General features: G+C 64.6%; 13 protein-coding genes. 8 read left to right on the forward strand and 5 right to left on the reverse strand.

All coding sequences use genetic code 11. The features are described from left to right. Window positions 1-40: 40 nt before the first annotated feature. Window positions 41-544 (reverse strand): MarR family winged helix-turn-helix transcriptional regulator, encoded by a 504-nt coding sequence (locus XH79_RS26905; protein WP_433996623.1) that lies wholly within the window; start codon window positions 542-544, stop codon window positions 41-43. Between the two features lie 99 nt (window positions 545-643). Here XH79_RS26905 and XH79_RS26910 point away from each other — a divergent pair, with 99 nt between their 5' ends. The 3 genes from XH79_RS26910 (at window position 644) to XH79_RS26920 (ending at window position 2,461) form a co-directional block, all read left to right on the forward strand. Continuing rightward, window positions 644-1,045, forward strand: coding sequence for an Ohr family peroxiredoxin (locus XH79_RS26910; protein WP_211403111.1), 402 nt, complete (start codon window positions 644-646; stop codon window positions 1,043-1,045). A gap of 77 nt (window positions 1,046-1,122) precedes the next feature. Next, window positions 1,123-1,536: a cupin domain-containing protein gene (locus tag XH79_RS26915; RefSeq protein WP_271583536.1), complete on the forward strand. Its 414-nt coding sequence runs from the start codon at window positions 1,123-1,125 to the stop codon at window positions 1,534-1,536. Window positions 1,537-1,588: 52 nt separating this feature from the next. Continuing rightward, window positions 1,589-2,461 carry a bifunctional helix-turn-helix transcriptional regulator/GNAT family N-acetyltransferase gene (locus XH79_RS26920; protein WP_271583537.1) on the forward strand — a complete coding sequence of 291 codons (873 nt, stop codon included), beginning with the start codon at window positions 1,589-1,591 and terminating at the stop codon, window positions 2,459-2,461. Window positions 2,462-2,476: 15 nt separating this feature from the next. On the opposite strand, the gene XH79_RS26925 is transcribed toward XH79_RS26920, so the two are convergent. Continuing rightward, the gene (locus tag XH79_RS26925; RefSeq protein WP_271583538.1) at window positions 2,477-3,202 is read right to left on the reverse strand and encodes an SDR family oxidoreductase; all 726 of its coding nucleotides are present in this window, start codon (window positions 3,200-3,202) and stop codon (window positions 2,477-2,479) included. Window positions 3,203-3,303: 101 nt separating this feature from the next. Between XH79_RS26925 and XH79_RS26930 the strand changes: the two genes are divergently transcribed. Both XH79_RS26930 and XH79_RS26935 read left to right on the forward strand, forming a co-directional pair. After that, the gene (locus XH79_RS26930; protein ID WP_271583539.1) at window positions 3,304-4,194 is read left to right on the forward strand and encodes a LysR family transcriptional regulator; all 891 of its coding nucleotides are present in this window, start codon (window positions 3,304-3,306) and stop codon (window positions 4,192-4,194) included. A 16-nt stretch (window positions 4,195-4,210) separates the two neighbouring features. Further along, window positions 4,211-4,597, forward strand: a complete 387-nt coding sequence (locus XH79_RS26935) for an ester cyclase (protein ID WP_271583540.1) — start codon at window positions 4,211-4,213, stop codon at window positions 4,595-4,597. Between the two features lie 21 nt (window positions 4,598-4,618). Here the strand turns inward: XH79_RS26935 and XH79_RS26940 are convergent, their stop codons facing one another. Then, complete coding sequence (locus XH79_RS26940; RefSeq protein WP_271583541.1) at window positions 4,619-5,839, reverse strand: MFS transporter; 1,221 nt, start codon at window positions 5,837-5,839, stop codon at window positions 4,619-4,621. 333 nt (window positions 5,840-6,172) lie between these two features. On the opposite strand from XH79_RS26940, the gene XH79_RS26945 reads away from it, so the two are divergent. Continuing rightward, the gene (locus tag XH79_RS26945) at window positions 6,173-6,631 is read left to right on the forward strand and encodes a cupin domain-containing protein (RefSeq protein ID WP_271583542.1); all 459 of its coding nucleotides are present in this window, start codon (window positions 6,173-6,175) and stop codon (window positions 6,629-6,631) included. Window positions 6,632-6,651: 20 nt separating this feature from the next. On the opposite strand, the gene XH79_RS26950 is transcribed toward XH79_RS26945, so the two are convergent. After that, on the reverse strand, window positions 6,652-8,205 hold the full coding sequence (locus XH79_RS26950; protein ID WP_271583543.1) for a winged helix-turn-helix domain-containing tetratricopeptide repeat protein: 1,554 nt from the start codon (window positions 8,203-8,205) through the stop codon (window positions 6,652-6,654). 145 nt (window positions 8,206-8,350) lie between these two features. Between XH79_RS26950 and XH79_RS26955 the strand changes: the two genes are divergently transcribed. Next, window positions 8,351-8,569, forward strand: a complete 219-nt coding sequence (locus tag XH79_RS26955) for a DUF1127 domain-containing protein (RefSeq protein ID WP_271583544.1) — start codon at window positions 8,351-8,353, stop codon at window positions 8,567-8,569. A gap of 152 nt (window positions 8,570-8,721) precedes the next feature. Further along, window positions 8,722-9,540 carry a phosphotransferase gene (locus tag XH79_RS26960; RefSeq protein WP_271583545.1) on the forward strand — a complete coding sequence of 273 codons (819 nt, stop codon included), beginning with the start codon at window positions 8,722-8,724 and terminating at the stop codon, window positions 9,538-9,540. Window positions 9,541-9,626: 86 nt separating this feature from the next. On the opposite strand, the gene XH79_RS26965 is transcribed toward XH79_RS26960, so the two are convergent. Then, window positions 9,627-11,414, reverse strand: coding sequence for a vanadium-dependent haloperoxidase (locus XH79_RS26965; protein WP_212337438.1), 1,788 nt, complete (start codon window positions 11,412-11,414; stop codon window positions 9,627-9,629). Between the last annotated feature and the right edge of the window lie 355 nt (window positions 11,415-11,769).

Here is an 11,769-nt window from a genome sequence, read left to right on the forward strand (position 1 = left end):
AGCACCCGCCGACTGTTGCACTATCTAATGTCTCGATGCGCTAGTCATCGGCCTTGGTCGCACGCAGCAGATTGTCACGCAATCTGCTCACCGTCTTCTGCACCACCGGAAAATCGTCGCCAAGACCTGTCGCCTCGATCAGCGACCCGCCGAGATCCTGCTCGATCAGCTTGCGCCCCGCAGGCGTCAGGCTGAGGCGCACCTGCCGCTCGTCGGCGGGATCGCGGTGCCGCTTGATCAGCCCCATCTGCTCGAGCTTCTTCAGGATCGGCGTCAGCGTGTTGGATTCCAGGAACAGCTTCTCGCCCAGCGTGCTGACGGTCTGTTCGTCCTCGTCCGACAGCGCCACCAGGGCGATGTACTGGGTATAGGTGAGGCCGACCTTGTCCAGCAGGGGCTTATAGGCCCGGCCGAAGGCGAGATTGGCCGAATAGATCGCAAAGCAGAGGAAATTCGACAGTTTCCGGCCTTTGCCGGCGGCTTTGGGGGAACGGGCCACGGGAACCTCCGCAATTCGTGATCTGCCGTCCCATATAAATCGCATCCGATTAAATCGGAAGAGCTTGACCGCGGCCTTCAGCGGGATTATTTCCACGCGCATCCGATTAAATCGGATACGATTAATAATCCGAAGGATATGACCATGACCTCCGCTGCAAAGGTTCTCTTTACCGGCAAGACCCACGTCACCTCGGGCGCCGATGGCGCTGCGCACTCCAGCGACGGCTTCCTGAACGTCAAGCTGGCCCAGCCGCACCCGGCCGCCGAAAACCTGTTCGCCGCCGCATGGTCCGCCTGCTATCTCGGCGCGCTCGGGCTCGCCGCTGCGCAGCGCAAGGTCAAGCTGCCGAGCGAGCCGTCGGTCGACACCGCGATCGACCTGAACAACGCTGGCGGCGCCTTCTTCCTGCGTGCCCGTCTCGACGTCAGCGTCCCCGGCGTCGATCGCGCGGTCGCGCAGGAACTGATCGAGGCCGCGCACGGCATCTGCCCCTACTCCAAGGCGGTGCACGGCAACATCGAGGTGACCACCACTCTCGTCTGAAACCGCACGGCGCGGACCGGCCGGCATCGGCCGGGCTCGCGCGGCGCCGACGAGCCAATGACCACGAGGAGCCGACCATGAGCCATCGTCATCTGCGAACCCTGCGCGTGCTGTCGAGCGCGGTCCTGCTCGCGGCTAACCTGTTCACACTGCCGGCCGCGGCGGCGCAGGCCGGCGTCACGCGCACCGACCTCCAGCGCCACGATCTCAGCACGCCGGGGCGCGAGGCAGTGCAGGTGCGCGTCGACCTCGCTCCCGGTGTGGCGTTCGGCCGGCACACTCATCCTGGCGAAGAGATCGTCTACGTGCTCACGGGCGCCATCGAATACGACGTCGAGGGCAAGCCGCCGGTGACGCTGAAAGCCGGCGACGTGCTGTTCATCCCCGCCGGCACGGTGCATGCGGCGACGAATGTCGGCGCCGAGACCGCGAGCGAGCTTGCGACCTATATCGTCGCCAAGGACAAGCCGCTCTTGACGCTGGTGCAGTGAGGCCGGCCGTTCCGATTGACCCGCGCATGATATCTGACTAAAGTCAGACATCATGCTCGACCCCGTCTCCCGCGTCCGCCGCTTCAACCGCGCCGTCACCTCCGCCGTCGGCGCGCTCGATACCTCGTTTCTTGGGCGCGGGCGGCCACTGGGGGCCGCGCGCGTGCTCAACGCGATCGGGCACGGGCGTTCGGACGTCGCCGAGATCCGCGACTATCTCGGTCTCGATTCCGGGCTGATGAGCCGGTTGCTCCGCAGTCTCGAGGACGAGGGACTGGTCGAGACCACCGCGCATGCGGACGACGCCCGCCGGCGCGTCGCGACGTTGACGCGTTCGGGCCGGCGCGAGTTCGCGGCCTATGAGGCGCTGTCGAACGCGCAGGCCGAGGGCTTCCTCGCGCAGAATTCGCAAGCCGAGGCCTTGCTGGCGGCGATGGACTTGATCGCCTCGGCATTGACGCGAGAGCGCGTTTCGCTGGATGAGATCGATCCTCAATCCGAACAGGCACGCTATTGCCTCGCTGAGTACTATGCCGAGCTCGGCCGCCGCTTCAAACAGGGTTTTGACGTCTCGCTGTCGCGCGACCCCGATGCCAAGGATATGCGCCGGCCGCGTGGCAGCTTCATCGTCGCGATGTCGGACACGCTGCCGATCGGGTGCGTGGGCTTGAAGGGAACCGACCACGGCTACGCCGAGATCAAGCGGCTCTGGGTCGCCCCCGCCGCGCGCGGGCTGCGGCTCGGCCGGCGCCTGATGGACGCGACTGAAGCTGCAGCGCGCGAGCTCGGCATCACGCTGTTGCGGCTCGACACCAACAGCGCACTGCCCGAGGCCGCCCAGCTCTACCGCACCACCGGCTGGCGCGAGATTCCGCGCTTCAATGACGATCCCTACCCGGACCTGTTCTTCGAGAAACGCATCTGATGCGGCGGGCTATCGTCATCGCGTCCGCGTCGGACGCACGACGATCTCGTTGACATCGACATCGTCGGGCTGCGCGATGGCGAAGCGCACGGCCCGCGCGATCGCGTCGGGCTGGAGCGCGATGGCGCGATAGGTCTTCATCGCCGCTGCGGCCACGGGGTCGGTGATGGTATCGGCGAGCTCGCTCTCGACCACCCCGGGATGGATGCAGGTGACGCGGATATTGTCATGCTCCTGGCGCAGGCCGTCGGAGATCGCCCGCACCGCATATTTGGTCGCGCAGTAGACAGCCGCCGTCGGCGACACGCCCAAGGCGCCGATCGAGGCGATGTTGATCACATGGCCGGAGCCGCGCGCCGCCATCTCCGGCAGCACCGCGGCGATGCCGTAGAGCACGCCCTTCATGTTGACGTCGACCATCCGGTCCCACTCCTCGACCTTGAGCGAGGCCATCAGCGACAGCGGCATCACGCCGGCATTGTTGACGATGACGTCGACCCGGCCCCAGACGCCGCGCGCGGCATCGGCGAAGGCGGCGACGCTGGCGCGGTCGGTGACGTCGAGCGGATGGGCGAGCGCCGTTCCGCCGGCCGCGTTCAGCTCGGACGCGAGATCCTTCAGGCGGTCGGTGCGCCGCGCGCCTAACAAGACCCTGGCGCCGGCCGCGGCCAGCTCGCGCGCGATGCCTACACCGATGCCGCTGGAGGCGCCGGTGATGAGAATGACTTTGTCGATTGCCATGAGACTTCCCGTTCGTTCGGAATGATTGCGGGAAGATGGACCGACGCCTTTGCTGTGATAAGACGATCATATCTAACCACGCTGGCAAGCTGCGCTAACCGATGGAAACCGACCTCAACGCCCTCTCCGTCTTTGCACTGGTCGCCGAAGAGCGGAATTTTCGTGCCGCCGCCGAACGTCTCGGCGTGACCCGCTCGGCCGTGAGCCAGACCATCCGACGCCTGGAGGAAACGCTCGGCATCGCGCTGATCCAGCGCACCACGCGCAGCGTCAGCCTGACCGAAGCCGGCGAGCGGCTGCATGCGGAGATCGCCCCCGCCATCGCGGACATGCGCGCCGCACTCGGCAACACCGTGGCGTTGGGCGGGCGGCCGCGCGGACTGTTGCGGCTCGCGGTCTCTTCGATCGCCGAGCACTTCCTGTCCGGTCCGTTCCTCGCCGCCTTTGCCGAAGCCAATCCGCAAGTGCAGCTCGACATCACCGTGACCGACGCGGAGTTCGACATCGTCGCGGCCGGCTATGATGCCGGGGTGCGGCTCGGCGAGGTGATCGAGCAGGACATGATCGCGCTGCCGATCGCCGGCGACGAACGCCAGCTCGCGGTCTGCGCGCCGGCCTTTCGTGATCGCTTCGGTGTGCCCGCGCACCCGTCCGAGCTACCGTCCTTTCGCTGCATCGGCTGGCGTCCGGCTCCGAACGTCACGCCCTATCGCTGGGAGTTTGCCGAAGGCGGCAAGGAGTACAGCGTCGCGGTCGCCCCTGAGATCACGACCAACGACATGGCCTTGATGATCAAGCTCGCGGTCGCCGGCGCCGGCATCACTTTCGGCATGGAGGCGAGCTTCCGGCCTGCGATCGCGCGCGGCGAGCTGCTGCCGATCCTGGAGGACTACTGCCCCTCCTTCGCCGGCTTCTATCTCTACTATCCGAGCCGCCGCAACGTCGCGCCGAAACTGCGCGCGCTGATCGAGCACGTGCAGCGGCGCGCATGAGCCGAAGGAACCCGCCGTGACCAGGGACGAGCTTGCCGCCATTTATCACGACTACATCGCCTGCCTGAACCGGCAGGATTGGCCGGCGCTCGGACAGTTTGTGCACGACGACGTCGTGCACAACGCGCGGCCGCTCGGGCTCACCGGTTATCGCGCGATGCTGGAGCAGGATTTTCGCGAGATTCCGGACCTGCACTTCAACGTCGAACTGCTGGTGTCGGCCCCACCCGCGATCGCGGCGCGGCTGAGGTTCGATTGCACGCCGGTGGGGACCTTCCTTGGACTTGCCGTCAACGGGCGGCGCGTGTCCTTCTGCGAAAACGTGTTCTACGAATTCCGCGAGGGAAGGATCCGGCAGGTGTGGTCGATCATCGACAAGACAGCGATCGAGACGCAGCTCTGACGCCGCGCCTCGATCTCACGTTCATGCCGCCGCCGGCGCCACCTCGCCTTGCGGCTTCGCGAACGGCCGGAACGTCATCGCCATCAGGAAGGCGCCCAAGCCCATCGCCCAGGAGGCGATGTAGAGCCAGGCGTAGCTCGAGAACGCGTCATAGATCAGCCCGCCGGCGAGCGGGCCCGTCGCCATGCCGAGACTGCCGGCCATCGCCGTGCCGCCGATCACCGTGCCCATCATCCGCAGCGGAAAGTTCTCGCGGATCAGCACGGCATAGAGCGGCATGGTGCCGGCATAGATGAAGCCGAACACGGCGCCGACCGCGTAGAAGGTCGCGAGCTGCTGCGCGAAGACGTAGGCCAGCGCGCCGAATGCCTGCAGCAGCAGGCCCGAGACCAGCACGCGCTTGGCGCCGAAGCGGTCGCCCATCAGGCCGAAGGCAATGCGCCCGCCGAGGCCCGCAAAACCCTCGATGCTGTAGATCGTCACCGCCGCGACCAGCGGGATGCCGCAGCTCACGGCATAGGAGACGGTGTGGATGATCGGGCCGGAATGGGTGGCGCAGCAGAAGAAGTTGGTGGCAAGCAGGATGAAGAATTGCGGCGAGCGCAGCGCCTCGCCCATCGACATCTCGTTTTGCGCCGCCCCCTCCGCCATTGGTGCGGCCGCGGCCTCCGCGAGCGCGGGCGGACGGCGCACTAGCAAAGAGACCGGGATCATGATGGCGGCAACCACCAGCGCGATGATCTGCATCGAGGTGCGCCAGTCATGGCCTGAGACCAGCCAGGCCGCGAGCGGCGACATCGTCATCGGCGCCATGCCCATGCCAGCCGAGACGAGCGACACCGCGAGGCTGCGGTTTGTGTCGAACCAACCGGTGACGGTCGCCATCATCGGCGCGAAGATCGCCGCGCAGGACGCGCCGACCAGAAGGCCGAACACGAACTGGAACACGATCAGCGAGGTCGCATGGCTCGCGGCGAACAGGCTCAGCGCCAGCACGGTCGATCCCGTCAGCACCACCGGCAGCGGCCCGAACCTGTCCGTCGCCGTGCCCCAGGCCATGCTGGTGAAGGCCATCGCCAGGAAGCCGATCGTCATCGCGCTGGAGATGCCGGTCACCGACCAGCCGGTGTCCTTGGCAATCGGCTGCAGGAACACCGGCAACGAAAACATGCCGCCGATCGCGACGCAGCCCAGCAGGCCGCCGGCGGCAACGATCACCCAGCGATAGTGGGAACGAAGCATCTTTTGGTCTCCCGTCAGATCTGTCTGGGTGGAAGACGAATGGGAACCACGCTCGCCGACAGCGGCATGTCATTTTTGCCGCACGCTTTTGTGAGCCGCCAGCAAAAAGTGCGAAAACAACCCCATGCACAGTAGCCGGCTATAGCGGGATCAATGACTTACGAGGCAAGTCGCTTGCGATGACCGGAAGCGATTTGACCCGTCGGGCAAAACACTGGCATGATGTCATCCTCCCGCCAGCATAGTCGCAGCACGTTCGGACGCTCGCCGATCATGGCGCACGGTCGCCGACCCGGTGCGCTTCAACGTGCTGATCTTGAACGGAACGTTCCCATGCCCAAGATCGACATCGCCACCGTCCCTGCCCGCAAGGGCTCGGGCTATCCGGCGCCCTTTGCCGCCCCGTGCGCCGAGCGCATCCGCAAGCGCCTCGGCAATGCCGGCGGTCTTGCCGATTTCGGCGTCAATCTGATGCGCCTGCCGCCGGGCAACTGGTCGAGCCAACGGCACTGGCATTCGCACGAGGACGAGTTCGTCTACGTGCTCGAGGGCGAAGTGGTGCTTATCGAGGACGAGGGCGAAACCGTGCTGCGCGCAGGCGACTGCGCCGCCTTCCCGAAGGCAAGCGGCAACGGCCATCATATGGTCAACCGCTCGGATGTGACCGCGGTCTATCTCGAAGTCGGCTCGCGCTCGCCTGACGATCTCACGACATGCTCCGACATCGACATGATGAGCGCCAATTCCGACGGCCGGTTCGTGCACAAGGACGGCACGCCCTACCCGGACTAGGCCTTGTGGACATCGGAGAGCTACTCGGGCAACCCCGCTTTGCGAAAGCCCTCAATCATCAGCTTCGCATTCTTTGATACCTGGCTTCGAGCGATCCAGGCCGATATCGTGAAAGCGGGGTCGAGCTCAAGCACACGAGCCGCCGCCTCACGGGCCTCAGCCTCGTGTCCGAGATGGGCAAAAGCGGACGCGAGGCAGCGGTATGGTCCTGGATAGGAAGGGTTCTGACGCAGGGCTTTCTTCGCCGCAACGATGGCCTCGTCAAAGCGACGAAGCTCGATAAAGGCAAATCCCATCCCAGTAAACGTTGAGTATAGTTGCGGGTCTACCGGACTCATGCGCATGGCATGTTCAAAACTCCGGATCGCTTCGTCCGGCTGCCCCGCGATCTTACAGACCCAGCCTCTGCGGTTCCATATGTGATATGAATTTGGGTTGAGCGCGACCGCCCGATCGGCCATCTCAATCTCAGCCTCACAATCGCCGACCAACAAGGCCGAGATTGATGCAGCAGTTGCTAACGTGTCTGGATCATGACGGTCGAGGCTCAATGCCAGGCGCATAAGCCGAACGGCTTCCCTGCGTTCGAATTGTGGGTCGATCGCATAGCTCCTAAACACGTTCTCCATATGACAGTCGCCTGCCAAAGCTGCCGCAGCAGCAAACCCAGGATCAAGCTCCAGGGCGCGCTGGACCAGTCGGAGTGCCTCTGCCAAACTTTCGCGGGTCGATCGGACGGCTTGCTGGATAGCCCGGAGAAAAAGATCATACGCGGTGAGGTCTTCCGGTCGCCGCCGCGTTGCCATCGCAATTTCTGTTTGAAACAGCTTTGGCTGAATAGCTGAGACAACCGCGACCGTGACGTCGTCCTGCAACGCGAAAATATCCGTCAGGTCACGCTCGAACCTATCCGCCCAAATGTGTGCGCCCGTGGCCGCTTCAATCAACTGGCAGGTGATGCGAACTTTCCCCGACGCCTTGCGCACGGCTCCCTCGAGGACATAGCGGACTCCAAGCCTGCGCCCGACTTCCTTGATGTCGACGGTTTTGCCCTTGAAGGTGAAACTCGAATTTCGAGCGATCACGAACAACCATCTGAACCGCGAAAGCGCGGTCGTTATCTCCTCGACCATCCCGTCCGCGAAGTACTCCTGCTCGGGATCGCCGGACATATTCGCGAACGGCAGCACGGCGATGGAGGGCTTGTCGGGAACTGCAGGAGCGCTCTCCAGCGCATCGCCCGGATTTGGGCTCGCAACTCCTCGCGCCTCCCGCACCTGTCCGACGAAGCGGAAGCCCTTGCGCGGCAGTGTTTTGATGAAGCGCTGTTGCTCGCCGGAATCGCCGATTGCACCGCGGGCGGCATTCAGGCGGGTTGTCAGCGCCGCGTCGGATACGCTGCGCCCATTCCAAATGGCTTTGATGAGGTCGTCCTTGTTGACAACCCGCTCCCTGTTGCGGATCAGGTAATCGAGCAGGTCAAAAACCTGCGGTGTGATCGACACCGCATCGGTCCCCCGATGCAGCTCGCGCCGGTCGGTGTCGAATGCGAATTCCTCGAAAAGATAGCGCAAGCTGCCATTCCTTCTCGGGGGCGTCTCTGTACCAGCGCATCAAGAATATGCCGCCGGTAAGAGAAATGTAAGACACCAGTTAAGCGCGCCCGCGCATCTTGCGGCAACTTCTGCATAGTCAACAGTCCAGACAAGACACACCCCAATGAGCACGATCCGCGAGACGACCGAGCCGGGACCGGCAACCGCAAGGCGGCAGGTCTACAGCCCTCTCGAAATATATTGGGATGCATTTCAGGAGTGGCGCAGACGCCGGAGATTGCTGGCCAACTTGCGCGACCTAAGTGACAGGGAGCTAATGGATATCGGTATTGCGCGCAGCGAAATCGACCATCTCGCTTCGTATCGAGATTGCGATCCGTGAGGCGTCCTATCCGGCGGAAGCGGATAGCTTCGCGATTCTGGCAAACGCCGCGGCCGGGGACAAGCCACGATCGTGGCTGGCAGCCGAGATTGCGGGAGCGTTCTCTTTTGCCCGCCGTCGGTGTTTGATTGCGGCCGGCGGGAGGACGGGCGATGCGGGCCCTCGGGGAGAAGATCAACCAGGGCGGCACGGCGGACATCCACGCCTGGGCGCCAGGTCAGGTCGTAAAACTGTTCAGGGAAGGTTTCCCCCCGCGGCTCGGCCAGCGAGAGGCGCGGATGACCCAGGCGGTCTTTGCCGCCGGCATGCCTGCGCCGCAGGTGTTCGGCGAGGTGACGCTCGACGGGCGCTTCGGCATCGTGCTCGGCCGCCTGGACGGACCGACACTGCTGCAAGCAACGCGCAACGGCACCGTAACGTTCGCTCAGGCGGGTGCGATCCTTGCGTCCCTCGGCCTGTGCGTTCACAGGATGTCGCCACCGCCGGAGGCCTTCCATCTGCGCGACTGGATGGACAGGGCCTTCAGGCGCTCCGGCGACATCGTGCCTGAGCACATCGCCTCCGGTATCCTCGCGCTGATCGACCGCCTGCAGCAGCCGGGGGACGGGCTGTGCCATGGCGACATCCATCCCAACAACGTGATCATGACGGCGGACGGTCCGCGGCTGATCGACTGGACCTTTGCGATCCGCGCGCCTGCGGCCCTCGATCATGGGCTCACTCACATCGGCCTGACCGAGCTTGCCCTCGACGTCACCGACAATCCGCGGCGGCCGCCTGCGGTCAATGCGGCCGCTCAATCCGAATACGCGCGGCTGTCCGGCAAGCCGGTAGCGGCGCTGAGGCAGGCGATGGAGCCCTGGTTGCCGATCGCGATCGTCCGCTACTTCCTGATTATGGGCGGGCCGACAAGCGAGCGATGGCGGCGGATGATGCAGCGCGCCGAAGCGGCCCTGCGCTCGCAGGACTGAATCCTTCATCGCGCGCGCGTGGCCGTCGATGCGGCTGCGCGGTGTCGCGCGCGAGCCTCACGGCAGGTCACGCCGCTCGTCTGCCGTCAGATCGTCACGCGGCTTCCGTCGAAGCGCGTGAAGGAGAAGCCGTCGAACGGCTCGCGAAGGGTAGCGCGCTCGTCCCGCAACATGCAGATAGCCACTTCCTCACCGATCGCCATCGAGGCGGAGGCGTCGGAACGCCAGTGGATGCCCGCCCAATTCCGTCCGAAACCGAAATTCACGGCGAGCTTGTTCAACTCTCCGCCGACCGTGAGCGGTGGGCCGTCATAGGGCACAAGCCTTGTCGGGTCAGCCGGATCGGGCTGCACCGGGTTGGCGATGACGCGGCTCTCGTCGAAGAACGCCTTCAATATCGTAGCCGTGACGGCCCCAACGCTCGTGGCCCCACCGGGATAGGTGGAGTGGAAGGGCGCGCCCTCCGGATAGGTTTGCGACAACAGATAAGTGCCGTATTTGGCCTTGCTGCGAGCGAGGGCTTCCGATTTCAGGAAATCATCATGCAGCGGGTAGTCGCTCACGCCATTGGCGAGGCGATGGTGCGCCAGAGCGCCGTAGGCTTCCGGTCTCACAGCCCTGTGCACGAAATACTTCTGCCAATAGGACGCGCGAACGGAGTTACTGATCCCCGTGGCGAGCAGAGCCTGCACGTACTGCAACCCGAAGGTGGCACCCGCAGGGACCTGGGTTTTCGATTTCCGATACGGGTTCGAGGGGTAGGACACGGGCTCTGCCGGTGGATAGATCCCGGAGTAGCGTTTGTCCGCCCCGCCACCGGGTGTCGCAAGGATCAATGCTGCCGCCCACCCAAGTGCAGGACCCGTATGGATATACTCCGCGAGATCCCTCCCTGTCGTGATGTATCGCGGTGCCGCCTCGAACTGCAACTGGCGTTTCGGTGCGACGCCGTTCTGGATCGCCAGCCACTCCTCGTAGTCGGTCAGGAATTCGCTGGCGGGCGACACGGTGCGAACTTGGGCACTGATCCACTGCGCGGCATAGGGCGCGTCCCTGAGCAGGAACTGCGAGATCAGCGGACCGTCCAAAACGCCTGGAGGCGTGACGGACCGGCCCTTCGGGTCGCCTGCGTCGAAATAAAGCGCATTGGCGCGGAACAGTGTGCCGGGCGTGACCCGCCCACCAGACTTCGGCCCTCGGAAATCGGCAAGCTTGTTGATCTCCTCGGTTGCCATAAGCACGTCCCGATTGGCGGTGTCGTCGCGCAACTCGGTCAGCGGAACATCACGAAGCAGGGATTGCCAATAGACCTCGACCGCCTCGCCGCCGCGCTCCGCACTTGCAAGAGCCGGTGCCGGGGGTATTCCAATCTGAGTAGGGTTTATGCCGCTGAGACTGACGGCCAGCGTGCCCAAGGGATTGACCAGCTTGCGAGTGCCGCCGAGCCGGATTTTCTCGAAATCCGCGGGCTCGCCCGACTGGCAAGCGGCATAAAGCGTTTGCCATGCCTCTGGTTCAACTTCGCCGCGTTTGTCGTGCGGCAGGCCCCGTGAATCGGAACCGATCTTGTTTGTGTAGCGCGCCTCATCACCATTCGCCGGGTGGGGCGCGATGGGCATTTTCTCGTTGTTGCCCGCACAGACCCCGCGGACCTCGAAGGCGCGACTCTTGAACGCTGCGTCGAGCGGTCGCGGGTCCGCGCTCACAGGCTGCGCCAGCGCCGGGGCGAACCCGGGCAGGCTCGGCGGCGACGCAAGCACGGCGGCGCCAACCGCAATGCCGGTCCCGCCAAGCAGCGAGCGGCGAGTGATCGCGGTCGACGGGCCCGGCGACGCCAGGCAGGATTCAGTTGGAACGGTGGAATGGTCAGCCATGGAGGCCTCCTCCCTCGCGGGAAAGTTTCGGCAGGATTGCGCCGGAGCCGTCCGATTACTTGCATGCTGCAGCCGAAATCATTTCACCGGCAGGACTCTGACGAGATTGACTCAGATCAATGGTGAGTCGAGCAGACCAATTGGGCACCGGCGGGGACCATCGCCCGCCGTGTCTTTGCACAACGCAGTGCCCACCGGAGCAATGACGTCGCCTTTGGGTCAGTTTCGAGGATTCAGCGGAGATTGTCGGCTGGCTGATGTCCGCTGCTACCCCTTGAACATTCATCGGCGCTTGCCGGACACGCTGCATCCGGCCAGACGCCTGTGATTCAAGCTTCGCTTGATGAGTCCTCGC

It is taken from the genome of Bradyrhizobium sp. CCBAU 45389 (assembly GCF_028128625.1).
GTDB lineage: Bacteria > Pseudomonadota > Alphaproteobacteria > Rhizobiales > Xanthobacteraceae > Bradyrhizobium > Bradyrhizobium liaoningense_B.